Annotated in this window: 20 protein-coding genes; 11 read left to right on the top strand and 9 right to left on the bottom strand. The window is 66.9% G+C overall.

The window, feature by feature from the left end; genetic code table 11:
• Positions 1-396: 396 nt before the first annotated feature.
• Positions 397-1053, bottom strand: a complete 657-nt coding sequence (locus tag ABZ827_RS23585) for a hypothetical protein (RefSeq protein WP_357240375.1) — start codon at positions 1051-1053, stop codon at positions 397-399.
• Positions 1054-1422: 369 nt separating this feature from the next.
• The gene (locus ABZ827_RS23580; protein WP_357240372.1) at positions 1423-2322 is read right to left on the bottom strand and encodes a dihydrodipicolinate synthase family protein; all 900 of its coding nucleotides are present in this window, start codon (positions 2320-2322) and stop codon (positions 1423-1425) included.
• 69 nt (positions 2323-2391) lie between these two features.
• On the opposite strand from ABZ827_RS23580, the gene ABZ827_RS23575 reads away from it, so the two are divergent.
• Entirely contained in the window at positions 2392-2721 is a 330-nt protein-coding gene (locus ABZ827_RS23575) for a hypothetical protein (RefSeq protein ID WP_357240369.1), read from the top strand.
• Positions 2722-2757: 36 nt separating this feature from the next.
• The gene (locus tag ABZ827_RS23570; protein WP_357240367.1) at positions 2758-3831 is read left to right on the top strand and encodes a phosphotransferase; all 1074 of its coding nucleotides are present in this window, start codon (positions 2758-2760) and stop codon (positions 3829-3831) included.
• A 157-nt stretch (positions 3832-3988) separates the two neighbouring features.
• Here ABZ827_RS23570 and ABZ827_RS23565 read toward each other — a convergent pair whose 3' ends face one another.
• Positions 3989-4711, bottom strand: coding sequence for a GNAT family N-acetyltransferase (locus tag ABZ827_RS23565; RefSeq protein ID WP_357240364.1), 723 nt, complete (start codon positions 4709-4711; stop codon positions 3989-3991).
• 242 nt (positions 4712-4953) lie between these two features.
• Positions 4954-6351, bottom strand: a complete 1398-nt coding sequence (locus tag ABZ827_RS23560; RefSeq protein WP_357240361.1) for an FAD-binding oxidoreductase — start codon at positions 6349-6351, stop codon at positions 4954-4956.
• Positions 6352-6420: 69 nt separating this feature from the next.
• Between ABZ827_RS23560 and ABZ827_RS23555 the strand changes: the two genes are divergently transcribed.
• Positions 6421-6804: a hypothetical protein gene (locus ABZ827_RS23555; protein ID WP_357240359.1), complete on the top strand. Its 384-nt coding sequence runs from the start codon at positions 6421-6423 to the stop codon at positions 6802-6804.
• A gap of 109 nt (positions 6805-6913) precedes the next feature.
• Positions 6914-7414: a DinB family protein gene (locus ABZ827_RS23550; protein WP_357240356.1), complete on the top strand. Its 501-nt coding sequence runs from the start codon at positions 6914-6916 to the stop codon at positions 7412-7414.
• A gap of 52 nt (positions 7415-7466) precedes the next feature.
• Here ABZ827_RS23550 and ABZ827_RS23545 read toward each other — a convergent pair whose 3' ends face one another.
• The gene (locus ABZ827_RS23545; RefSeq protein ID WP_357240353.1) at positions 7467-8282 is read right to left on the bottom strand and encodes a GDSL-type esterase/lipase family protein; all 816 of its coding nucleotides are present in this window, start codon (positions 8280-8282) and stop codon (positions 7467-7469) included.
• A 144-nt stretch (positions 8283-8426) separates the two neighbouring features.
• Between ABZ827_RS23545 and ABZ827_RS23540 the strand changes: the two genes are divergently transcribed.
• Positions 8427-9002, top strand: coding sequence for a TetR/AcrR family transcriptional regulator (locus ABZ827_RS23540; RefSeq protein WP_357240350.1), 576 nt, complete (start codon positions 8427-8429; stop codon positions 9000-9002).
• Positions 9003-9085: 83 nt separating this feature from the next.
• Here the strand turns inward: ABZ827_RS23540 and ABZ827_RS23535 are convergent, their stop codons facing one another.
• On the bottom strand, positions 9086-9703 hold the full coding sequence (locus tag ABZ827_RS23535) for a TetR/AcrR family transcriptional regulator (protein WP_357240347.1): 618 nt from the start codon (positions 9701-9703) through the stop codon (positions 9086-9088).
• 155 nt (positions 9704-9858) lie between these two features.
• On the opposite strand from ABZ827_RS23535, the gene abc-f reads away from it, so the two are divergent.
• Both abc-f and ABZ827_RS23525 read left to right on the top strand, forming a co-directional pair.
• On the top strand, positions 9859-11472 hold the full coding sequence (gene abc-f / locus ABZ827_RS23530) for a ribosomal protection-like ABC-F family protein (protein ID WP_357240344.1): 1614 nt from the start codon (positions 9859-9861) through the stop codon (positions 11470-11472).
• A 33-nt stretch (positions 11473-11505) separates the two neighbouring features.
• Positions 11506-12165: a CatB-related O-acetyltransferase gene (locus ABZ827_RS23525; protein WP_357240341.1), complete on the top strand. Its 660-nt coding sequence runs from the start codon at positions 11506-11508 to the stop codon at positions 12163-12165.
• Positions 12166-12365: 200 nt separating this feature from the next.
• Here ABZ827_RS23525 and ABZ827_RS23520 read toward each other — a convergent pair whose 3' ends face one another.
• The gene (locus ABZ827_RS23520) at positions 12366-15266 is read right to left on the bottom strand and encodes a UPF0182 family protein (RefSeq protein WP_357240338.1); all 2901 of its coding nucleotides are present in this window, start codon (positions 15264-15266) and stop codon (positions 12366-12368) included.
• Between the two features lie 309 nt (positions 15267-15575).
• On the opposite strand from ABZ827_RS23520, the gene ABZ827_RS23515 reads away from it, so the two are divergent.
• Positions 15576-16712 carry a lipase family protein gene (locus ABZ827_RS23515; protein WP_357240335.1) on the top strand — a complete coding sequence of 379 codons (1137 nt, stop codon included), beginning with the start codon at positions 15576-15578 and terminating at the stop codon, positions 16710-16712.
• Between the two features lie 15 nt (positions 16713-16727).
• Here the strand turns inward: ABZ827_RS23515 and ABZ827_RS23510 are convergent, their stop codons facing one another.
• Positions 16728-17381 carry an AIM24 family protein gene (locus ABZ827_RS23510; protein ID WP_357240332.1) on the bottom strand — a complete coding sequence of 218 codons (654 nt, stop codon included), beginning with the start codon at positions 17379-17381 and terminating at the stop codon, positions 16728-16730.
• Between the two features lie 136 nt (positions 17382-17517).
• Here ABZ827_RS23510 and ABZ827_RS23505 point away from each other — a divergent pair, with 136 nt between their 5' ends.
• The 3 genes from ABZ827_RS23505 to ABZ827_RS23495 all read left to right on the top strand — a co-directional run bounded on the left by ABZ827_RS23505 (position 17518) and on the right by ABZ827_RS23495 (position 21283).
• On the top strand, positions 17518-18321 hold the full coding sequence (locus tag ABZ827_RS23505; protein WP_357240329.1) for an SDR family oxidoreductase: 804 nt from the start codon (positions 17518-17520) through the stop codon (positions 18319-18321).
• Positions 18322-18334: 13 nt separating this feature from the next.
• A complete protein-coding gene (locus ABZ827_RS23500) occupies positions 18335-19162 on the top strand; it encodes a DUF72 domain-containing protein (RefSeq protein ID WP_357240326.1) in 828 nt (275 codons plus the stop codon).
• 165 nt (positions 19163-19327) lie between these two features.
• Positions 19328-21283, top strand: a complete 1956-nt coding sequence (locus ABZ827_RS23495) for an FAD-dependent oxidoreductase (protein ID WP_357240324.1) — start codon at positions 19328-19330, stop codon at positions 21281-21283.
• A 27-nt stretch (positions 21284-21310) separates the two neighbouring features.
• Here the strand turns inward: ABZ827_RS23495 and ABZ827_RS23490 are convergent, their stop codons facing one another.
• Positions 21311-23941, bottom strand: a complete 2631-nt coding sequence (locus ABZ827_RS23490; RefSeq protein WP_357240321.1) for a DUF4132 domain-containing protein — start codon at positions 23939-23941, stop codon at positions 21311-21313.
• Between the last annotated feature and the right edge of the window lie 48 nt (positions 23942-23989).

The raw sequence follows: 23989 nt of genomic DNA, 5'->3' as shown, positions 1-23989 counted from the left end.
ATCTCCAGTCCTGACCTAGTACCGGCCCCGATGCTATCTTGACCGGCCCCCAAGAACGGCCCCGGCAGGCGAACGGTCGGGCAGACGGTCCGATCATCCGTGTAGCAGATTTTGCGCGAGACCCGATCGCCGCATCAGACGCCGGCCACGGTGAACAACTCCCGGGCCCGCGTCGGCGCACCGGCCGGGCCTGGCTGCGTTTGTCTGTTCATTAAAGGCGTATTCCTGGACGGATTCACACCTGAACATCGCTGACCAGCGATTATAGTTCGCGGAATTGTTCAACAATGCATCCTTTTACGGACGTTCCTTTTACGAACGATGCGCAAGGTGGCCCTGTGGCCGGCTACCAGGAATGGTCAGTTGGGGCGGATGGTCGCCTGCTCCACGCCTCGATCACCGCGGCGGGGATACGCCCGCGGTCTGGTAGGTCGTAGCCGGCGGCCCGAGCCCACACGCGAACGACACCGGATGCGGCGGCCCGTGCTGCGTTCGGTCCGGGATCGGTGGGACTGACCCCATCGGCTTCCGCTCGGAATGAGCAGAGAAGCCGACGCCGCCATCGAGAAGATCGTCGGGGAACAGGGGCACGGCGATCCGGCCGCTGAAGACCGCGGCGAGGAACGCGACCAAACCGCCGTCGAAGCTGTACCAGTCCGGGCCGCGAGCTTCCTTGACGGCTATTCGCCAGGAGTCGGGATCCTCCGCGGGTTCGGTGACCCAGAAGACATGCTCGCCGTTGTCGGTCACTCCACAGGCCAACAGGTCATCCGGGTCGTGCGCCACCGGAAATACGCCACCCTCGCGATCCTTTCGCAGTTGTCGGCACAAATTGGCCGGCATCGGACCGAGGAGATCGACCCACTCGGTTGGGCCGTGCGGGTGATAGACCGACAAGTACTCGCAGAAATTGCCGGGGCCGTACACCGTGGCGAGCTGTTTGTAGTCGGCGGGCAACGAGACGCCGAGGTCGCTTTCGACCGGCTCCCAGTCCACCGAGACCGAAGCCGGGGGCGGCGGACACATCTGTATGAGGTCTGCGAGTTCGTGCATAACGGTGCGACCTTACGGCAGGGCGCCGACGCCCTCACCGCACTCCGCACGGCCTTCACCTAACTGCCGCCACCGAACCCTCAGCCCTCCGCGCGGCACCTGGGCAGCCGCCATCGCCCGAAAAACTCCTGTGCATTTATGGGTTGTTTATGACCATTCACTCGCCAAGAACCATCGCTGAACACCGATAATGCCAAGCTTTGGTGTCCAACAATGCATCATTTTATGAACAGTCGGAAGGTTTTACTGTGCCTGTTGCTGCAATGACCTCGGTGCTGCAGGTCCAGCGTAATTGCGGACGGCAGGCCGGCCGATCAGGTCGTGGAATCACCGAACGCGGTCGCCTCTACCGGTGTGGGCCTCTGCGGGCTAGATCAGATCGCGCAGGGACCGAAGAGCTGTCGAGACGGCTTCGCGGACTTCGGGCGGCAGACCGCTCACCGGAGCGGGCAGGTTGGGGGTCGATACGAGCCCGAGGTCTTCGGCGATCGCCGAGACCGTGCGCAGGCTGCCGTGGCTACGGAAAATGGACCACAGCGGCTCGAAACGATCCGAGAGTTCTGCAGCGGTGGCCGCATCCCCGGCTTGTGCGGCCCGCGTAAGTGCGACGCACGGCGCAGGCAGGACTCCGGCGAGAACGCTGTACCAGAGGTCGCATCCAGCATTCAGGCCGGTTGCGGCGGTGGGATCGTTGCTGATTCCGATGGTGACTGTGGCCGGAATGCGCGCGCGTAGCGCATCGACGCGCTCGGCGGCCTCTGCTCGCGCGGCCGGGACTCCGGGGATCTTGATAGATGCAATGTTCGGTAGCTGCGCGATCCGTGCGTGGAGATCGTCGGTGAAGGCAAAGTGGGTGGTGCCGGGGTTGTCGTAGACGCAAAGGGGTACCGACAGTTCCTTGGTTATGGTCTCGTACAGCCCGTATACCTCCTCGGAGGTCAACGGTTGATAGGACATCGGCGCCAGGAGAACCGCGGAGGCACCGGCGGCTTGCGCGGCTTCGGCGTGACGGCACACATCGCGAGCCCGTAGCGCACCGATCCCGACGATTACCGGAGTCGAACCGGCGGCTTCGACCGCGAGCCGTGCGACTCTATTGCGTTCCTCGGCGGTCAAGTAGGCATAACTACCCGTGGATCCCAGCGCACCAACTGAGTCGGCGCCGGCCGCCGCGATGCGGGTGACCAGCCCGACGAAGCTGTGCTCGTCGATCTGCGACTCCGTGGTGGGAGTCAGCGGAAAGGCCGACAGGCCCGTGAATGTGCGCACGCCTACAGTGGACCACCAGCCGGCGCTCACCGCTGCGGTCGGGCCTGGCCAGCGATTATCGAGATCGCGTTGGCCGGACAGGCGCTGCTGATGGCGGTAGCGTTCACCGTCGGCGCTTCGATGATCGTGACCTGGCTGTGTCTGCTGGTGTCGCTGACCGCATTCGGTGTCTTTTTCCCCGCCGTGGTAACCATTGCCCAGGCACGCGGACGCGAGGCCCCCGGGGCGACGTCCGCACTACTCGGAGGCGGGCAATTTCTGCTCGGCGCCGCAGCCTCGCCGGTCGTCGGGCTATTCGGCGATACCAGCCCTGCCCCGACAGCGGCGGTGATGGCCGGCGCCCTCGGCTCGGCGCTGCCGCTGGGTGCCAAACCGCCAAGAATGACATTTTCTTTATGAGAGAATGGCATTTTACGACTGGTGGAGGAAGGCTCGATGAGCGCAGAATTTCTTGCGATACCCCAGGACTGGGACCAGATCACCCCTGAGTGGATGACCGCCGCGCTGACCCGGGATCACCCCGGCGTGCAGGTCGAATCGGTGAAGGTGCAGTTACGTGATGACGGCACCAACCGGCGGGCGCGGCTTGAGCTGGCCTACGCCGCCGGAGACGGCCCGGCCACCGTGTTCGTCAAAGCGGCCGATCCCGCGCACAAGGAACTCATCCGCATGACCAGCGGGATGTTTCACGAGCCGCGCCTGTTCAATTCCGGCGCCTCGCTGCCTTTGGAGCATCCGGCGGTCCACGCGGCACTGATCGATGAGGACGCCTACGACTTCCTGCTGGTGATGGAAGACCTCTTGGCTCGCGGCGCCGACCCCCGCGACGCGACACGTCCGCTCACCCCGGAACAGGCCGCATCGGGTGTCGAGGGATTGGGCCGGATGCACGGCCGGTACTGGGGGCGCCGCATGGGCGACGAGCCCGGCCTGTCCTGGCTCGAACCGTTCCTGCCTTGGGACGGTATGGAAATCGCCCCACTCCAGGAAGCGCTCGACCGCCTGGGTGACGATGCACCGGCCGAGGTCGCTTCACTGACCATCGACCACCTCATCGAAGGTATCTGGAAGCCCTATATCCGCACCCTGACCGCCGGCCCACAGACCCTCCTGCACGGTGACCCGCACATAGGCAACACCTACCTACTCGCCGACGGGCAGGTCGGATTCCTGGACTGGCAGGTCGCGCGCCGCGGCAACTGGTCACTGGATCTCGGCTACTTCCTACAGGGCGCGCTCACGACCGAGGACCGCCGCCGCCACGAAAACGACCTGCTCGACCGATACCGCGACGCGCTCGCACTACCAGCCGCCGAAATGCCCACCCCCGAACAGATCCGGCTCGGGTACCGCGCCTCGGTCGCCCACGGCCTGACCCTGTGGCTGTGCACCGCCAGCGCCGGCGAACTCTGGCAACGCCCCGATATCGCGATCACCCTCGCCCAACGCTATTCAGCAGCCTACGGCGACCTCGACACCGCGGCCGCAGTGACCGCCCTCAACCGATAACCACCGAACGCAGCCGAGAAGCGAGGTGCGCACCGGCCATAAGTGTTCATGCGCCTCGATCCTCCGTCATCGCTCCAACAGTGTCCAGGAATGCATCAGTTCTTGGACGGCACCGTGGGGTTGCACTGGGTGCCAGAACGCGGATTCGACGAATCAGTCAACTCAGTCTGGCGCTGAGTTGGGCACCGAGTTCGCGAAAGCCCAAGGCGAGTGCGACCCGTTGGGACTGCGGAGTACGGGCACGCCACTGGGGAAGCAACCCAGCCTCCAGCGCGTGTGCCACCGCCACAGAACCCGTCAGTCGCGCCAAGCCCTGCCCCCGGTTCCCGGGCGCGGTCAGCACACTCATGTGGGCGGTCCGGCTCGGCCACATGCGATATCCGGCAGCGGCGACCACCTTGTCGTGGATCCGGACGACGAAGGCCGGGGAGGTGATCTCACGGAGCCCGCTTTCCTCCGAATCGTGCTCACCCGCCAGCACTTCGAGCTGGCGTACATCGGGATGCTCGGCAGAAAGCCGATCGACCGATACCGAACCCGTTGGCGCCTGTAGAAAATCGTGCTCGTCGAGATAGGCCAGCGTGGCCGGGCCCAGCACTTCTTCCAGGCAAAGGACACGACCAAGCATTCCGGGATCCGCAAAGTCCTCGACGGACAACTCTGCGACGGCGCTGCGAACAGCCGCTGCCGCGGACGCACTGGGCACGGTTACGATCGCCCGCCCCTGCAGCACGATAAAGCCGGCCCAGCCCTGCGGGCAGATCATCGCTCGCGGCGAGATCGCCACATCCACGGGCTCGGTCGAGGAGAACGAAACCGGTGCCCCGGCCAGCCCTTCCCATAGAGCGTGGGCTCTTGTCAGCACGGAGTTCGTTGGCATGGCCGCATTCTGCTCACTCGCGCCCCCAAGGCGACCCATATTCCACGCCTCGACCAGGGGCGCCGCGGATTCGACCACTAGAGGAATCCCGGGCCGGTGTCGGTGTTCAGAAACGGGATATTTCCGAACGGAACTCCGATCGTCATCATCGCTGACCAGCGATGATGACGCGCCCATCTGTCCAATAACGCATCAATTGATGGACACTCGGACCGAGGTGTCGCTGAGATCCCTCCAGGCTCCTACGCCGGCTCGTCGCCTATGAGGTGAAGGCGCCGGGCAAGGTCGGAGGCGAACACTCGTTGCGGGTCGGCCTCGTCGCGGGTGCGGCGCCATTCGTCGAGCCGGGGGTACATGGCGCGGATCATCTGCGGGGTGGTGCGTGAGTCCTTCGCGAAGTACAGGCGCCCGCCGGCGTCGAGGACTCGTTGGTCGAGGTCGTCGCAGAAATCCGCGAGTCCGGGGTTGATGGGGAAGTCGAGGCTGAGCATGAAGCCGGGGTGCGGCCACGACAGTGGCGCCGCATTGCCTGGGCCCATGCGTTTGAACACGTTGAGGAACGAGCGGTGGCCCGAGTGGGCGATCGAGCGGACCGCTGCGGCGAGTTGCTGTTCGGCGCCGAACGGCATGGAGAACTGGTACTGCAGGAAGCCGCGGCGGCCGTAGGCGCGGTTCCACTCCCCGAGCAGGTCCAGAGGGTGATAGAACTGCGTCAGGTTCTGGATCCGGCCGCGCGCCCGCTTCGGATACACCCGGTAGGCGGCTTCGGCGGCTACGCGGACGGTGAAGTTGTTGACCATCCCACTCGGGAACACATCCGGCACGGTGAACAATTGCGGCGCGTCGAAGCGCAGCGGATCCCGGCGCAGTTTCGCCGGCAACTGGTCGAGGCGGGCCAGCGAGCCGCGGCTGAAGCCGGCCCGGCCCAGGCGGGAATCGGTGCTGATGGTGTCGGGCACCGACATCGAGTACTCGTAGCCGTCGTCGGATCCGCCGGTGAGCAGTTCCATCGTCTCGTCCAGTGAGGTGGTTCGGTCGTTGTCGACGATGAAGTACGCCGTTTCGGTGCGTTTCATCCGCACTTGCGCCCGGACCACGATGCCGGTCAACCCCATCCCGCCGATCGTGGCCCAGAAAAGCGCCGCATCCGGTCCCTCGGGAGTGAGGGTGCGCAGTGATCCGTCCGCGGTGAGCAGTTCCATCGACAGCACGTGATTGCCGAAGCTGCCGTGGGAGTGGTGGTTCTTGCCGTGGATATCGGAGCCGATTGCCCCACCCACGGTGACCTGGCGGGTGCCCGGCAGCACCGGAACCCACAACCCGTGTGGCAGAACGGCACGCATCAGCGCGTCCAGGCTCACCCCGGCATCGACATCGACCACCCCGGTATCCGGATCGACGTCGTGGATCCGGTCGAACACGGTCATATCCACGACCACACCGCCGCCGTTCTGCGCCGGATCCCCGTAGCTGCGACCCAGCCCCCGCGCGATCACACCACGCGGGCCGGCCTCTTTCACCGCCTTGGCCACCACGTCGATATCGGCCGTGGACACCACCCGCGCCACCGACGGCGCTGTCCGTCCCCACCCCGCCAACTCTCGTTGCTCGCTCACCGATCCCCCACGCACTGAAGTCATTCCGTCACCGTAGCGCCAACGGCGAGCAGCATCCCGGTCGTCCCGACCCGGAACGCGTAGTCTCGCGCGGTGCACACGCATCGGACCTTCGAAAACCCTCCTGCGCCGGCTCATGAGGTCGTGGTCGAGACGTTGGAGCGAGCTCTACGTGATCGCACGGCAGAAGGGGAGGCCGCGAGGGTTCTGGTCGGAAGCGCGTTGAACGACGACGATATGGAGTTCGTCGAACACTGGTGCGTGGAGGTCGGGACACGGGCAGTGCCGGGCAGCCCGTTACTCGGCCTGGCCGGCTTGTGCCTGGGGCACACCGCCCGGCGTTTCGGGCGTCTCGGCGGTGACGCCCTGGCGCTGGTGAAATCGCTCGCGGCGCGCGCCGAGGCCGACCCGTCGGATGTGGACGGTCGAGCCGTCGACGGGTACGACGACGTTCGGAGGTTCTTGCGCCTGTGGTGAGGCGCAGGCTATTTGCCGTAACGGCAAGATTTCGTGCCGGATCGCAGTGGGTCCGGCAGTCTGAGTGTGTCGCGATCCGCCGGCGTCCCGGCCCACGAAGGAGACCAGCGTGCCCACCACCTCACGTCGCAAGCGCAACGGTGACGCTCCGCCGCCCCGGACGGGAAACAGTGAGATCGATACCCTGCGCGGGTTCCTCGACTACCTCCGGAGCTCGATCGCCGCGAAGGTCGACGGTGCGCCGGAGCCGCAGGTCCGGACGGCCGCGGTGGCATCGGGAACGAACCTGCTCGGGCTGCTCGAGCATCTGACATTCGTCGAGCGCTCGATATTCCTGGGAGAGAACGTCACCGACTGGCAGGCGACGTTCCGGGCATCCCCCGCGGACAGTGTGGCCGATGTGGTGGCTCGCTACCGAGAGGCGGTTGGGCTCGCGAACGATGTTCTCGACGGATGCGCGGATCTCGGCGCGCCGGTGCCGCGCTCACGGCCGGGGCGCCCCGCGCCGAGTGTCCGCTGGGCGCTGGTCCACATGATCGAAGAGACCGGCCGCCATGCCGGCCACGCGGATATCTTGCGCGAGCTGATCGACGGTGCGGTCGGGCGCTGATGACAGCGTGGCCGGTCGAACCGCGGGGAGCGCGCCGGAAGATATGCCGCGATCAGATCGCTACTGCCTTCAGCCATCGGGCGGCGAGGTCGGTGACGATGGCGCCGCCGCGGTCGTCGAGATGGATATGGTCGACCAGGAATTCGCGGTTCTGGCTGTGCGCGATCTGGTCCCAGCTGCGCCGGAACAGGTAGTGCTCGGTAGCAGCCCGGAAGGCGAGCGGGAAGCTGAAGTCGAAATTCGTCCGCGGTGTCCCCTGCTGCCGGAGTAGGTCGGCGATATGTTCGTGCAGGGGTAGGTAGTCGGCGCCGGTGCGAGTGGCGATGTCTGCGATGGCCTGGTTGTAGCCGGTGAGTTTGTGATTGATCTCGGCGTCGAGGTTCTCGCCGAGCGGTGGCAGTGACATCAGCGCGACCCGTGCCCCCGTCTCGGACGTGACGCGGCCGACGATCGCGGCGAGATTATCGCGGTAGGTATCGACGGGAACTTCGGCGCGAACATCGTTGGTGCCGACGAGTATCAGGACCGCGTCGGGGTGGCAGGCGACGATATCGGTCCCGACGCGATCCCGCAGGTCGGCACTGGTGTTGCCGTTGATTCCCGCGTTGACGAAGCGATACCCGTCGAAGGTTTCCTGTGCCCGGAGGGCGCCGACCCAGTCCGCGCCGAGCGTGCCCTGGGTCATGCTGGCGCCGGCGGCTACGACGACAGGGCCGTCGGGAGTGTCACCCTTGCAGGCTTGTGCCGGCGAGTCGGCGGGTGACCGCACGAAGGTCAGGTAGCCGACGGTTCCCGCGGCGCCGAGGATTCCCGCCAGCACCAGGGACACGGCTATTGCGATTGCCTTCTTGTTGATTCGCGATCTCATCGTCAGTTCCTCTGTTGCCTTCCGGTCGCTCCGGAGACGGTGATGTGCATGGTGAACCTCCAGATGAAACCTGGTTAGTGAATACTAGCCCCAGCATGGGCTAGTATTCACTAACCTGTCAAGGGCAGCGAAGAAGAGGCGGGCATGAGTACACGGGAAAGGATCCTCGACGCGGCCGCGGACATCCTGCGGACCCGCGGGGTCGTCTACGCCACCACGAAGGAAATCGCGCAGGCCACGGGTGTTTCGGAGCCCACGCTGTACAAGTACTTCGGCGATAAGGAGAGCTTGCTGCTCGCTGTACTGCGGGAGCGCGTGCCCGGGGTGTCACGGGCCGATGTGCGCCCGGGCGCCGGAGATGTCCGGGAAAACCTCACCGAGCTGGCCCACGCGGCCCTCGATTTCTACCGGCAGACGATTCCGATGCTGGGCGCGTTACTGGCGGATCCGCAGAGAATGGCAGCGCATCGGGTGGCGATGGCAGAGCTCGGTGCGGGGCCGGACAAGGCGGTCGCCGGATTCTCGGCCTATGTGCGCGCGGAACGAGACCTCGGGCGGATCGCCGCCGGCGCGAATCCGGATGCGGTCGCGTCGCTGCTGGTCGGGGCATGCTTCCATGAAGCGTTCCTGAGCTACTACGCGCACGGGGCCGAGGTGAGTGCCGCATCGCGCTCCACCGCACGGGATCTCGTCGACGCCTTGGCCGCACCACTGCTGTAAGAGGTTGTCACTCGGCTCTGCGTGGCAGTATTCGGTGTGGTCGGTCGGCTGTGGTCGGATCGGTGCTCTCCGGCTGGTTGTGCTCAGAGGTCCGGGGCCGAGTCGGTGAACGCGCCGGACTGTGCGGCGAGCGCGGCGCCGGCGGCCGCCCGGCCGGGGAGTTGCGGGTCCGGGGGAGTGCGTAGCAGGACCAGCTGGTGGTAGAGCGGTGCGGTGGCCGCGATGAGCAGGGCGCGCGCGTCGATGGGGGGCGTGAGCTCGCCGCGCCGGACCGCTCGTTCGACCACGATCTCGGACTGCACGTACCGGCCCTCCCACAGCCGCCGCAGGGCGCGGGCCGCTTCCTCGGAGCGGAACGAGACCGCAATCAGCGCCGCCGCGATCGACGGCTTCTCGAGCAGGGAATCCTGGATCTCTTGATTGAGTGCCGTCAGGTCGCCCGGCAGGGAGCCGGTGTCGCGGGGGTGCCAGTCGATATCGCTCGCCGCGTCGACAACGTCGGTGATCAGGCCGCCGGCATCGCGCCAGCGGCGATACACCGTGGTGCGGTGCACGCCGGCGCGGGCGGCGACGGTGTCCACGGTGAGTGCGTCGTAGCCGTGCTCGGTCAGTTCCGCGCGGACGGCCTCGAGGACCTGGTCTCGGATGCGGGCGGTCCGGCCGCCCGGTCGGGGCCGGGGGGAATCGGGAGGTGGGTTCATCGTCGGGTATCCGGTTGCTCGGGTGGGCGGGCTGTGGCATGATCCTAACGCAACAGTTGTCGCACTAGTGAGGTTGCCGATGTTCTTCCGAAGCGTTCCCCCGGCCCTGCGGTCGCCCATGGCCGCGCCGTCCCCGAATGCTTCGGAGTTCCTTCATGCCAACGCAGATCACCGCGCTCGCGGTCAGCAAGTCCTTCCACGGCCGGCCCGTTCTCGACGCGGTGACGTGCTCGCTCGGCGCGGGTGAACGCACCGGGATCATCGGGGAGAACGGGTCCGGCAAATCCACCCTGCTCCGGCTCTTCGCCGGGCGTGACCGGCCTGATCAGGGCGAGATAATCGTCGACGCCGAGGGCGGTATCGGCTATCTCGCTCAGGACGAACAGCTGCCCCCGCAGCTGACTGTCCAGCAGATCATCGACCGCTCACTGAGCGATCTGCGCCGGATCGAAGCCCAGATGCGTCGCCTGGAGACCGCGATGACGGCGGGCGACAACTCCGGATTGAACGAATACGGCGATTTGGCAACGGTTTTCGAGCTGCGCGGCGGGTACGATGCCGACGCCCGGGTGGAGCGGGCGCTGCACGGGCTCGGGCTCGGGGTGGTGCCCCGTGACCGCACTGTCGGCGGGCTGTCCGGCGGCGAACAGGTCCGCCTGCGCCTGGCGGCCGTGCTGGCGGCCGGTCCCGAGGTGCTGCTGCTGGACGAGCCGACGAACCACCTCGACGACAACGCCCTGACCTGGCTGGAAGAGCATCTGCGGACCAGACGTGGCACGACGGTGGCGGTCTCGCACGACCGGATGTTCCTCGAACGCGTGGCGACCGGCCTGCTCGAGGTCGACGCGGACCGCAAACGCCTCGTCCGTTACGGCAACGGCTACAAAGGTTTCCTCGCGGAGAAGGCGGCGGCCCGGCAGCGGTGGGTCCAGGCGCATACGCAGTGGGAGGCCGAGGCCGACCGGCTGCGCGAGACCGTCGCGACCACGGCGCGGCGGGTTGCCCCGGGGCGGGCGATGAAGGACAACAACAAGATGGCCTACGACCGGGCAGGCGGGCGGGTGCAGCAGTCGCTGGCCGGACGAGTCCGCAATGCCGAGGAACGGTTGCGCCGCCTACTGGCCGACCCGGTACCGCCGCCGCCGGACCCGCTGCGTTTCACCGCCACTCCGCAGTCCGGCCGGGCGCACGGGGTCGTACTGGATGCCACCGATATCGCTGTCGAGGGCAGGCTCGCCCGGATGAGCCTCACTGTTGGCGCCGGTGAGCGGTTGCTGGTCACCGGCCCGAACGGTGCGGGTAAAACCACCTTGCTGCGGGTGCTGGCCGGTGAACTCGCTCCGGACAGCGGTTCGGTCGCCCGCCGCGGCCGGGTCGGATACCTCGCGCAGGAACCTCGGCCCGCGGACCCCGGGCAGACCCTGCTCGATGCTTTCGCTCGCGGTCGCCGGGGTGACGCGGACCGGCATGCCGAAACCCTGATGTCTCTCGGGCTGTTCACCCGTGCCCAGCTCACAGCGCAGGTCCGGAATATGTCCACCGGGCAGCGGCAGCGGCTGGCGCTGGCACGCCTGATCAGTAATCCGACGGAGGTGCTGTTACTCGACGAACCGACCAACCATCTCTCGCCCGGCCTGGTCGAGGAGCTGGAAACCGCACTCGCCCACTACCGGGGCGCGCTCGTGATCGTCAGCCACGACCGCCGGCTGCGCACCCGCTGGCAAGGCGCCCACCTCGGCATCGGGTCGGCACCGGCCGAGATCGCCTGACCTTTCCGAACCCATTCGTCGAAGGAGTTCTCCATGCCAGATAAGCCGGCACCTGTTCCCGCGGATCCGGCCGTGCTGCATCCGATGCCGGCCCAGCCCCGAGTGGTGCTGCTGAAACCGCTGGTCACCTCGCCGCTGATCGAGGTCGGCGAGTTCTCCTACTACGACGACCCGGACGATGCGACCGCGTTCGAAACCCGCAATGTGCTGTACCACTACGGGCCGGAGAAACTGCGCATCGGGAAATTCTGCGCGCTGGGTACGGGAACCCGGTTCATCATGAACGGCGCCAACCACCGGATGGACGGCCCGTCGACCTTCCCGTTCCCCACCATGGGCGGCTCGTGGTCGGAGCATTTCGACCTGATCACCGATCTACCGAACCGCGGCGACACCGTTGTCGGCAACGACGTCTGGTTCGGCAACGGCGTCACGGTGATGCCCGGCGTGCGGATCGGCCACGGCGCGATCATCAGTACCGGGTCGGTGGTCACCGGCGATGTACCCGACTACGGCATCGTCGGCGGTAATCCGGCCCGTCACATCCGCACCCGCTACGACGACCGGGATATCGCCCGGCTGCTGGCGGTCGCCTGGTGGGACTGGCCGCTGGAACACATCACCGTACACATCCGGACGATCATGTCCGGCAGTATCGCCGACCTCGAAGCCGCCGGCCCCGGCAATGGATGACGTGGCGCTGACCTGCGGTTACGGTCCATGGCCGATGAGGTGTGGCGCCTCACCGGCCGCACGGCTGCCCGATCCCTGGAAGAGGCGTGCCGACGGTGTGGCCAGTCTGCGGACGGCCACCCGCGCCCCGTGGATGAGAAGCCGGTTCCTGGGCGATATCGCCGCTCTGCGCGAACACGACAGGTATGACGGACGTGCGATCACCCGCCGGGCCCGTTCAGCTGCTCTTGGATCCGGTCGAGCGCCGCGCGAATAGCGGCGATCTGGGCGTTGAGTTCGGCGATGGTCGCCTCGTCCAGCGGCGGCGGAGCCTGGTCGGGTGGCGGCCCCTGTTCGGATGAGGGGCCCGGCGGCGGCCGGCCCGGTGGCGGCGGCGCGCCCGGACTGCCGCCCGGTGCGGTGGCCAGATTTCCGGTATCGGCGCCGAACACCTGGTCGAGCGCCTCGGCGAGGGTCGGGGCGTATCCGACCCGGACGCCGGCGGTCGCCGGATCGCGGTAGCTGACGAGCACCCGCGCCAGTTGCGGGAAGGTCGACCCGTCGGCGGCCGTCGAGATCCGTTCGGTGAAAAGCGGTTCGACGTAGAGCACGCCGCCGTCGGCGATCGGCAGGGTGAGCAGATTGCCGTACTGGATACGGTTCGAACGCTCCAGCAGGGTGCGCTCGGACGCCACTCTGGTGTCGGAGATCATCGAGTTCTGGATCTGCTGCGGCCCCTGCGTGAGGGTGTCGGTGGGTAGCTGCAGGATGGTGAACCGGCCGTAGTTCGCGGGATCGGAGTCGACCGAGATATACGCGGACAGGAATTCCCGGTTGAACCCGACCATCGCGCTGGCCAGCCGGAACGACGGCTGCGCGGTATCCGGATCGCCCATCAGGACATAGAACGGCGGCTGTTGCGGGTTGGTGTCGACGGTCGGATCGCTGGGTACCGACCAGAAAGCATTGGTGGTGAAGAACTCCCGCGGTTCGTCCACATGGTATTTGGCGAGCATCTCGCGCTGGATGGTGAACAGATCCTCCGGATACCGGAAGTGCGCGCGCAGATCGTCACTGATCGCGTCCTCGGGTTCGACCGTCCCCGGGAAAACGCTCATCCACGCGTCCAGCACGGGGTCGTGCTGATCGACCTGGTAGAGCTTCACCGTGCCGTCGTAGGCGTCGACGGTGGCCTTGACGGAGTTCCGGGCGTAGGAGATCTCGCTGAACGGGCCCGCGGCGGGGTCGCCGCGATGGGCGAGGGCTTCCAGCGAACTGGTCTTGGCATACGGGTAACCGTCGATCGTGGTGTACGCGTCGACGATCCAGACGATCCGGCCGTCTACCACTGCCGGATAGGGGTTGTTATCGGTCGTCAGCCAGGGCGCGACCAGTTCGACGCGGTGCCGCGGGTCCCGGTTGAAGATGATCTTCGAATCGGACCCGATCGCCCCGGAGAAGATGATGTTGCGCTCGGCGTAGTTCACCGCGAATGCCGTGCGGTCGATCCAGTTCCCGATCGGGACACCGCCGGCACCGTCGTAAGCGTATTTGGTGCTGTCGGTGTCGTATTCGCGCGGTTCGGCACCGCCGCCGACGATGGCATAGTCCGGATCCGCCCGGGCGATCACTTCGCCGAAGTAGATCCGGGGCTGGTCGACGGGGATCACCTGGTGTCCGGTCGACCCGGTCGCGATATCGCTGACCGAGTAGATCGGATATCCGCTGTTGCTGCTCGCGGTATCCCCGGCCGCGTCGCGTACCGCGGCGTTGACCCGGTTGGCCGGTGCGGCGACGAACCCGTTCCCGTGCGTGTACACGGTATGCCGATTGACCCAATGCCGCTGGTTGGCGCTCAGCGCGCTGGGGGTCAGCTCCCGGGCCGCGACCACATAGTCACGTAGTTCTCCGTCTATGGGGTAGCGGTCCAGGTCCAGGTGATCCGGGAAACTGTAGAAATTCTTCAGCTGTTGCTGCTGGGTGAACGTTCGGGAGAGGACGTTCGGATCGAGCAGGCGGACGTTCGCGAGGGTCGTCGCGTCCGCCGCGACGTCCGGCGGCGGCCTGGTGCCCACTCCCGAATAGGGCTGGTACTCGACCCGGTCCCCACCGATCCCGTACGCCTGCCGGGTCGCGGCGATATTCCGCTCGATATAGGCGCCCTCCTTATCGGCGGCATTGGGCCGTACCGAGAGCTGTTCGACGGCCAGCGGCCAGGCCCCGCCCACCAGGATCGAGGACAGCAACAGCATCGCGGCGGCCAGGGCGGGGATGCGCAGGTCCCGGACGACGACAGCGGCGAAGATGGCCGCGGCACAGATCAAGGCGATCGCGAACAGGATGAGCCGGGCCGGTAGTACCGCGTTGATATCGGTGTACCCCGCCCCGGAGAAGGTGGGTTCGCGGCTCTGACCGGCGAGCAGTGAATATCTGTCGAGCCAGTAGGCCACGGCCTTGATCAGAATGAAGAGCCCGGCGAATACCGCGAGCTGGACTCGGGCCGAATGGCTCAGGCCGGGACGTCCGCCGGACAGTCGCAGACCACCGAACAGGTAGTGGGTCGCCAGACAGGCCAGGAAGCCGAGGAAGACCACGGTGAGCAGCCAGCTCACCAGCAGCCGGTAGAACGGCAGATCGAAGACGAAGAAACCGATGTCGTATCCGAACTCCGGGTCCCGGACATCGAACGACCCGCCGTGCACGAACAGCTGCAGTGTCTGCCACCGCGACTGTCCGATGAGTCCGCAGACGAGTCCGATCGTGGCGGCGATACCGAACCCGAACCAGAACGGCCGGCGCAACACCACCGCGCGATAAGGCAGCAGGTAGTCCACCTGTCCGGGCGCGACGACGGGCGGACGACTACGGAAGGCGAGCCGCATCGCCGCCGCGAGGACACCGCCGGCGAGTACGAAGAATGCGACGAACAGCGAGATGCGGGTGAACAACACCGTGCGCCAGACATCTCGGAAGCCGACTTCACCGAACCACAACCAGCCGATATAGACGCCGACCAGACGTGGCACGAGGACCAGCAACACGACGAGTACGCCCGCGGCGATCAACAGCGGCCGCACGCCGCGGGGCAACCGCGGCAGGTTCAGACCATCGCGTGCGCTCATCTCCCACTCTCCCGTGGCTGCGCTCGCCTTATGGGTGGGGCGGCCGATACCGGCCGTGTAGCTCCTGATACTACCGGCGGGATCGTGCACCGCCAGGCGCCGGTGCCGCCACCGCGGCCCGCTCGCTCCTGTGAAGTTCCACTGTGGGTATTGTCACCGCACTTCTCCGGCGCGCCCGGTCCCATACCCGGCGCCCCGGCGAACCGCGAGGTCCGGCCGGGTATTCGCGGCAGTTACGAGGCGATACCGGATCGTCGACGCGCTGGAGCGCCGCCGTGACTCCGGGTGATAGTCGGGCAGGGTGGAGGAGTGTTTCACTCAGCTCGGGCGGTTGTGGGCGTATTGGCTGTCGTCACGGCGCTCTGCGCGGGACTGCCGGTCGCCGCGCAGGCGCAACCGGCCTGGTATCCGGGGCTGCTGCTGGCGGCTCAACCGGTCGGCGGGGATTGGGGCGGTCTCGACGACGTCCAGCGGATCGAATACGTGACCACGGGGCCGGGCGGGGAACTGGTGCCTGCCCAGGCCCTGGTGCGGCTACCCGACGGCGATCCCCCGCCGGGAGGTCGGCCGGTGGTCGCCTGGGATCACGGGACCTCCGGGCTGGGTGGGCAGTGCGGTCTCATGGGGTCGGAATGGCTGAAAGAGGACACCGCTCCGACCCTGAGCAGGTTGAACGATGCTGGTTATGCCGTCGTCGCACCGGACTACATCGGCCTGAGCCCCGGGTCACCGGGGCCGCATCCGTATCTGCAGACCAGCACCGAGGCCACCGCGACGATCGACGCGGTCCGTGCCGCGCGAGCCGCTTCCGCAGATCTCTCCGCGAGCTGGGCTGTGGCCGGCTCCTCCCAGGGCGGTCATGCCGCACTCGGCACCGGCCATCTCGCACCGGACTACGCACCCGAGCTCGATTTCCGCGGCACCGCGGCACTTGCCCCGGCCACCAATCTGGAAACCATCTTCCTGCGCGCGCGGCCGGACCAGCCCGAGATGCCCGGCTACCCGGGTCACGCCGTCGCCATGGTCCTGGCCGGTATGACCGGGACGAATCCGGGCGTGGATATTCGCGACTACCTGACGCCGGCGGGGCAGAGATTCATCGCGGACCTGGCCACCGGATGCAGTGCTCGCACCGGTGCGATGCTCGCCACCGCCGACATCGGTGAACTGTTCTCGCGCCCGCTCGACGATCCGCAGTTCGCGCCGGTGCTGCGGGAGTACATGGGAACACCGGTGAGCGGCTATCAGGACCCGGTCCTGCTGGTGCACGGCTTCACCGACACCACCGTTCCGCTGCCCCTCACCCTCACGCTCATCGGACAGCTCGTCGAGCACGGCACCCTGCCCGAGGTCCAGTTCCTCGACGCCGGCCACGACGACCTCCGCGACCGGGGCGGGCTCGACCGCGCGCTCGCCTTCCTCGGCCGGGTGCTTCCGCCGCGCTGACCGGCGGCGTGCCGCTCAGGCCTCGCTGGGCTGCACGATGACGAACCCCTCACCGTCGAGGCGGAGCTGGAACACCTCGCCCGAACCGCCGCGGACCATGGACCCGAACGTCTGCGAGCGGTTCAGCGAGGTCTGCAGCTGTGCGCTCCAGCCGACCACCGCATCGGTATCGACGAAAACCGGCGCCTGCGGATGCACCGGAATGATGATCGGCGTCCCCGCGCACACCAGCCCGAGCCGTCCCTGACCGGAGAAAACACAGTTGAACAGCCCGCCACCGGCCATCCCGACTCCCTGCACCATCCGGATGTCGTACTGCAGGCTCGAGTCGAAAACCAGAATGTTGCGTCCGTTGATGGTGAGCGCATCGCCGGGTACCAGGTCGACGATGAAACAGTTGCGGTCGAAATGCGCGAACCACGCCTCGCCTTGACCTCGTACCGACATCAGCGGCACACCCTCGCCGGTGAGCGCGCGCTGCAGGAACTTCCCGACGCCCTGCCCCTTCTTCTCGAACTGCAGGTTCCCCCGGAACGCGACCATCGAACCCTGACGTGCCAGACATTCGCCGTTCACGGCGTACTTCAGCGATTTCGCACTCTGCGCTGTCAATCCCGGCGCGGTGGCGGGCGCAGCCATGTTCTCGCTGGCGAAGATCTCACTCTGCATACGGCAATCCTCCCGCATATCGGCCCGGTCCGGATTCGGAAGGTCACCGATCCGACGGCCGTGGCCGGTGATCGGTTAGATTGGCGGTTTCCGGTGGGTGCCGCCGAGCGCCCGGGTTGTCGAGGATAGGGATCGGATGACGAAGACCGCGCTGGTGACCGGGGCATCGTCGGGGATCGGCCGGGCGACTGCCGCCCTGCTGGTCGAGCGGGGGTACCGGGTCATCGGGACCAGCCGGGCCCCGGACGCGCTGGCGGAGTCGGTGCGGGTCGCGGGGGTGGAGTACCGCGCGCTGGACCTCACCGACCCTGCGGGAGTCGAGCGATTCGGGGAACAGCTCGGGCCGGTGGACGTGCTGGTGAACAATGCCGGGGAGAGCCAGTCGGGGCCGATCGAGGAACTGCCGCACGACGCGCTGACCCGCATCTTCCAGCTGAACGTTTTCGGGGCCGTGCAGCTGACGCAGCTGGTACTGCCGGGAATGCGGGAGCGGGGGTACGGGCGGATCATCATGGTCGGGTCGATGCTGGCGAGTTTCCCGTTGGCCTACCGGTCCTCGTATGTGGCGACGAAGGCCGCGATCAAGGGGTTCGCGGATGCGGCGCGTCTGGAGACCGCACCGTTCGGGGTGTGGATCAGCACCGTCGAACCCGGATCGATCGCGACCGGGATCGGTGAGCGCCGCACCAAGTACATCGGTGAGAATTCGGTGTACGCGACGGATTTCGAGACGATGATCGCGCATCTGGACAGTAACGAGAGGTCGGGGATCAGCGCTAGCCGGGTGGCGGAAACGATCCTGCGGGCGATCGAGGCGGACAAGCCGAAACCGTTGTACGCGAAGGGGAGCCGGGCGCCCATCGTTTTCCTGCTGCGCCGCGTATTGCCGGCGGCGGTGATCGAGAAGGTCGTGGCGTCTATGCACGGCCTGAAGCGCTGACGGGAGTCCGGATATGCGGTTGTCCGTGGGGTGCGCTATGTGGACCCATACCGCTTGGCCGGCGACGGGCGACAAACTGCGCAGCTACGCGAGCTGGTGCGACGCGGTGGAGGGCAACACCACTTTCTACGCGGTACCGGCCCGCCGCACGGTGGAAACCTGGGCGGGACAGACCGATCCGGGTTTCCGGTTCGTGATCAAACTGCCCAAGACGATCACCCACGAACGCCGGCTCTCGGGTGCGGAAGCGGAATTGAACGGGTTCCTCGACACGATGGAACCGCTCGGGCCGCGCTTGCACGCGCTGTGGATCCAGTTGCCGGGGTCGTTCGGGCCCAGCGATCTCGCGACCCTGGCCGGGTTCATGCGGATGGTTCCCGCCGGTCTGCGGGTCGCGGTGGAGGTGCGGCATCCGGCCTTCTTCACCGACCGCTGGGCGTGCGAACAGCTGGAACGGGTACTGGAACGCGCCGGGGCGGAATGGGTCCCCTTCGACACCACCGTCCTGTTCGCCGCCCGGCCGGCCAGTCCGGCGGAGTACGAGGCGCAGTCCAAGAAGCCGCGGCTACCGCGCCGGACGCGGGCACTCACCGATACCCCGATCGTGCGATATCACGGTCGGGACGAGCTCGAACCGACGGTCGCGGGCTGGCGGCCCTGGGTCACGCAGACCGTGGAGTGGCTGCGGGCGGGGTTCTCGCCGACGGTTTTCCTGCACACCCCGGACAACGCGTCTTCCCGCGACCTGGCCCGCCGCTTCCACGGAGAGGTCCGTGCCCTGGTTCCGGAACTCGAACCGCTGCCCGACCCCGCGGAAACGGAACCCTTGACCCTGTTCTGAGGGGCGGCGTCCGTCAGGGGCCGGGCTTGGGCAATGCCGGGGCGGCCGAATCAAGTGAATATCCGTTCATGACTTTATCTCGGCTCAGCCACTGCTTTCCGGTATATAAGTGAGTGGTGACTCACGCTGTGGTACAACATCGGCAGTTGTGAAGGGTGGAGCAGCATGAGACCGACCGGTAAGCAGCGCGCCGCGCTGGAAATGATCTGCGATACGTTCCTGCCGGGAGACGGCGCGACGCTGCCGTCGGCGTCCGAACTCGGTGCTGTCGATACGGTATTCGAACTTCTGGCACGCAACCCGCGGGAAGCCGAAACCAAGCAGCTCGCCATGCTGCTGGACCTGTGGGATGCGCCGATGACCGGGCTGCTGACCGGCTGGGGACCGCGACGGTACTCGAAACTCGCCCCGGAAGACCGGGAGCGCGCCCTGCTGCGGCTCGGCGGATCGCGGCTCGGCGCCGTTCGCGCGGTGTTTCAGGCACTGAAACAGGCCTCATTGCTGGCGTACAACGTCACCCCGGGACCGACGGGATTCAATCCTCTGTGGAAGGAGATCGGCTACCCCGGGCCGCCCGGTCCGCTGCCGGAAGCGCCGCGGCCCACGCTGGTCCCGCGGCGCATCACCGGACCCGAAACGCTCACCTGTGATGTCGTGATCGTCGGCTCGGGCGCCGGTGGCGGGACTGCCGCCGGTGTGCTCGCCGAGGCGGGGCTGGACGTGGTGGTCCTCGAACGTGGTGGTTACTACGACGATCGGGATTTCGGCGCCGGTGAACTCGCCGCGCTGAAGTCGCTGTATTCGCCCGGCCCCGCGGCCTCGGCCGAGGGGCAGATCTCCCTGGTGGCGGGAAGCTGCCTCGGCGGCGGAACGGTCGTCAACTGGAGTACCTCGCTGCCCACCCCGGACGCGGTGCGGGAGGAATGGGCCGCAGCCGGGGCAACTCAGTTCGGTACGGCCGAATTCGGCGATTCCCTGGACGCGGTGCTGCGCCGGCTCGGGGTGAACGAACGCCGATCGATTCCGACGGCGCGGGACAGCATTCTGGAGCGCGGCGCGAGCGAACTCGGCTGGCCGGTGGATGCCCTGCCGCGAAATGTGACCGACGCCTGCGATGCCGGGGTGGAGTGCGGCCGGTGTGGCACCGGTTGCCGGGTCGGTGCCAAACAGTCGGTCACCAAGACCTGGCTGGCCGACGCCGCGGCGCGCGGAGCCCGGTTGATCGTGGACGCCGATGTGCGGCGGATCGAGGTGCGCGACGGCAAGGCCGAAGCGGTAGCCGCGCGCACCTCGGACGGAGTCGAGTTCGAGGTCCGGGCACGTGCGGTGGTGGTGGCGGCGGGCGCGATCCAGACACCCGCATTGCTGCGGCGGTCCGGCCTGCGGAACAACAACATCGGCCGGTATCTGCGGCTGCATCCGGCGTCGGCGGTTTTCGGGCTGTTCGACGAAGAGGTCCGGCCCTGGGAAGGTGGCCTGCAGACGCGTATCTGCCGTCGGCACGTGGATCTCGACGGCGCGGGCTACGGGGTGATCTACGAGACCGGTCCGCTGCAGCCGGGAGCCTCCACCGGATTCATGAGCTGGCAGGGCTCCGGCGATCATCGCCGGGTGATGCTGGACTTCGCCCGCACGAACGCTATCGGCGTGATCACCCGTGACCGCGACTCCGGGACTGTGCGGGTCGACCGAGCGGGCGAGCCGACCGTGGACTACCGGTTGTCCGATCGGGATGCCGCGCACCTGCACACCGGAATCGACGGGGCGGCACGTATTCTCGAGGCCGCCGGTGCTCGGCGCATCTTCTCCGGGCACCAGGCCGGTATCTCCTACGAACCGGGTGTCCGGGGCTCGCACAGCGAGTTCTCCGCTGCCTGTCGTGCCGCGGGTTACGGGCCCGGGCGCTGCGCCCTGGGCGCGTTGCACATCATGGGGTCCGCGAGGATGGGCGGTTCGGCCGAGTCGTCGGCCACCGACCCGGATGGTGCCACCTGGGACGTGCCGAACATCGTCGTCGCCGACGCGTCCTGTTTCCCGACCGCTTCCGGAGTAAACCCCATGCTCTCTATCGAGGCGATCGCCCATATGAACGCGAAGCGTCTCGCCGCGCGGCTGACCTGATCGCCGCGGAAACGGAACCTGGCATTGTCACGGGAGTTGGCTCAGGATGGTTGGGTCCGTGATTTTTGTGTCGTTGGCCAGAAGCAGGGCTTTGCTGAGGATCACCGACAGCATCCGGTCACCGTCGAACGGCAGGAACGAGTCCGGTTCGGTTGTGCGTGCCGAGGGGACGATGCACAGGTAGCGGTTGTCGGGGTCGATCAGGACGTTTCCCGAGCCCAGGTGGATCCGATACGAATGCTTGGTACCTCGCACGTGCAGGAATCTGTCTTCTACGGTGCATCGGTGGCCGATGGCCAGTCGGGGCAGCAGCCTGGTCAGCAGATCACGTCTGGTTTGTGCAGTCTGGTGCAGGTCGCCGAAACTGTAGGCGGTCCAGTAGTCGGCGAACCTGCCGTTCGGACCACCGTCGATCCATGTCGGATCGTTGCCGATACTGGCCACACCGACGAACAGGTCCACGTCGCGCAGTACTTCGCTCAGGACCAGTTCGGGCACGTCCGACAGTGGCAGTGGCTCGGCCGACCCATGGAAGCCGCCATGGAAAGCGCTGTTGGCAAGGTTCTGTGGTGCGTCGATCGGGTAGAACCGCACCTGGTCGGTGCGCAGGCGTAGGTAGCTGCCGGACTCCGTGATGTCGACGTCCCCGATGTCGTCGCGGTCGCCCTCCACCCAGTATTCCGCGCGCACACCCCACTGCGGCAGTTCACGGGTCGGTGGCGGTACGGAGGTGTCGGCATCCAGCAGGAGTTTGTTGCGCCATCCCCGGACAGCGGCCAACGCGTGGAACTGGTGTTGGCGCAGGATGTGCGCCGCGAAGCGGTTCGAGTAGGTGCCGCTGTGGCGTTCTGCGTCGGTGAGTAGGTAGACCTCGCGATGGGCTTGTTTGAACGGCTGCCGGATATTCTTGCATTCCAACCAGTCTCGCCATGCGAGGATCTCCTCCGTCGAGCGGCCGAGCGGGTGCCACAGCTCCACGACGTCACCACCCACCGGGTTGTCCGCCACGTCGCGCAGCGCGCCGTCTGCGTAGCCGCAGGCGACCCCGTCGACTGTCCACAACAAACGGCGGGCGATCGTGCCCACCAAGGGGTGGTCGATGTAATACTCCCGCCACGAGGGGTAATCCCAGGTGCGGCGCTCCAGGAACTGGCGATCCAGCCGTTCGACTTGGGCGGTCAGCATCTTGCCGATGTCCTTGGCCGCCGCCTCGAGTTCTTTCAATTCCTCGGCATGGTCGCGTTTCACCGCGGCCGGGACGCTTTTCACCGGTTTGCTCGTGAACCAGCACAGCACCGCCTTGGTGCCGTCCACGGTCACCGTCGCCGACGCGGCGCCGAAGGCGAATTCGGCCGTACCTACCGACGTCAGGCCGTAGGTGGGCACGGCCATCTCCTCGATCTGAGTGCGGGTCAGCCCGAGCGCGTGTGCCTCGGTCTCCAGCGCGGCGTTGATCAGCTTCAACGTGCCCTTGTAAGTCACCGTGGCGGCCAGGCGGGCCAGCTCACCCAGCGCCGCCTCGCCGTTCATCTGGCTCAGAGCGTAAACACCGGCGTTGGCAATCTTCGGGCTACGTGGTCCCAGACCCTTGATTTTGCGCAGCGACGTTTCCACCAGGCCGCCCAGGATGCGGGCGGTCGTCGGCTGCGGAGGCCGATACGTCAGCAGCCACAGCAGACCGCGCACCGCGTTCGCGTTGAACGGATCGTACTCGTCGTTGAGGCCGGGATCTTCGGCGAGACGATGCCGCAGCGGCAATGTCCTGGGTCGGCCCACCAGTTCCAACAACGACAGCACCTTCTCGTCGAAGGAATCCGCCGCAGCCAGCAGCGCTCGACCGGTCTTTTCCCACTGGGCGTTCGGTTTTCCCATCGTGGCGGTTGCGGCGAACGCCAGCAGGTCGTGCCAACCCGGAGACGAGCATGCCAACTCCAGTGCTCGGTCCGCCCATTGCTCACCCACATTGACCACTGGTTCGGGGCATTGCCGGGCGACCTCTGCAACACGAGAGGCCTGGTACCTCTCGCAGGCTCCACGGCGGTACACCGCGACGACCTCAGGGCTCAAGATACGTCCTGACGCCAGTTCCGCCAGGGCCAGAGACGAGTCGATCGCGAAAAGGCTCGACCTGCCGTGGTGGTTCGACAGGGTTTCCAGCACTGCTCGCCGTTCTTCGACCAGGATCGGCAAGGTGGGTGCGATGGTCGACGTCAAGAGCAGCAGAGAGTGCTGCTCGCGCTCCGAAGCGGTAGGGAACGCAACCGCGCAAGCGCGAACAAGCCGTTCGACCGTCTCGGTCGGCAGTGCACGCACCTTGGCGAACAGGGCATGCCACAAGGCATAGTCGGATGCTAGATGGGAGGACTCGGCGATCTGGTGTACCCGCACAATCTCGGCGCACAACCTGCCCATATCGTCCGCGGCGATGGCATCGAGGACCGCTGTCTTGTATTCGGAAGGGACGATGCTCTCCTGCAGACACTCGATCCCGTGTCGGATGTGCTCGGAAGCGGCCGGGGCCGCGGCGGCGCAAACGCGAGCCAACCGCTCGGAGGTCTCGTCCGGCAAGACGCGTGCCATGTGCGATACCGCACCCCACACGTACTTGTCGGTCTTCGCCTGATAAGCCTGCAGATACGCGTCGAAGAAGGCGTCCATATCGTCGGCGGCGATGGCGTCCCGCGCCGCGGTCTCGTACTCGGACCT

Origin of the sequence: Nocardia sp. NPDC019395, from assembly GCF_040632335.1 — a bacterium.
Taxonomy (GTDB): Bacteria; Actinomycetota; Actinomycetes; order Mycobacteriales; family Mycobacteriaceae; genus Nocardia.
Note: the sequence above shows the minus strand (reverse complement) of the source record. Positions and strands in the feature narration are given on the sequence as shown.

Coding starts and splice junctions, on each gene's coding strand:
- ABZ827_RS23585 (WP_357240375.1), bottom strand. CDS start 1,053: ATGCACGAACTCGCAGACCTCATACAGATGTGTCCGCCGCCCCCGGCT.
- ABZ827_RS23570 (WP_357240367.1), top strand. CDS start 2,758: ATGAGCGCAGAATTTCTTGCGATACCCCAGGACTGGGACCAGATCACC.
- ABZ827_RS23565 (WP_357240364.1), bottom strand. CDS start 4,711: ATGCCAACGAACTCCGTGCTGACAAGAGCCCACGCTCTATGGGAAGGG.
- ABZ827_RS23560 (WP_357240361.1), bottom strand. CDS start 6,351: ATGACTTCAGTGCGTGGGGGATCGGTGAGCGAGCAACGAGAGTTGGCG.
- ABZ827_RS23545 (WP_357240353.1), bottom strand. CDS start 8,282: ATGAGATCGCGAATCAACAAGAAGGCAATCGCAATAGCCGTGTCCCTG.
- ABZ827_RS23540 (WP_357240350.1), top strand. CDS start 8,427: ATGAGTACACGGGAAAGGATCCTCGACGCGGCCGCGGACATCCTGCGG.
- ABZ827_RS23535 (WP_357240347.1), bottom strand. CDS start 9,703: ATGAACCCACCTCCCGATTCCCCCCGGCCCCGACCGGGCGGCCGGACC.
- abc-f (WP_357240344.1), top strand. CDS start 9,859: ATGCCAACGCAGATCACCGCGCTCGCGGTCAGCAAGTCCTTCCACGGC.
- ABZ827_RS23525 (WP_357240341.1), top strand. CDS start 11,506: ATGCCAGATAAGCCGGCACCTGTTCCCGCGGATCCGGCCGTGCTGCAT.
- ABZ827_RS23520 (WP_357240338.1), bottom strand. CDS start 15,266: ATGAGCGCACGCGATGGTCTGAACCTGCCGCGGTTGCCCCGCGGCGTG.
- ABZ827_RS23510 (WP_357240332.1), bottom strand. CDS start 17,381: ATGCAGAGTGAGATCTTCGCCAGCGAGAACATGGCTGCGCCCGCCACC.
- ABZ827_RS23505 (WP_357240329.1), top strand. CDS start 17,518: ATGACGAAGACCGCGCTGGTGACCGGGGCATCGTCGGGGATCGGCCGG.
- ABZ827_RS23500 (WP_357240326.1), top strand. CDS start 18,335: ATGCGGTTGTCCGTGGGGTGCGCTATGTGGACCCATACCGCTTGGCCG.
- ABZ827_RS23495 (WP_357240324.1), top strand. CDS start 19,328: ATGAGACCGACCGGTAAGCAGCGCGCCGCGCTGGAAATGATCTGCGAT.
- ABZ827_RS23490 (WP_357240321.1), bottom strand. CDS start 23,941: ATGGACGCCTTCTTCGACGCGTATCTGCAGGCTTATCAGGCGAAGACC.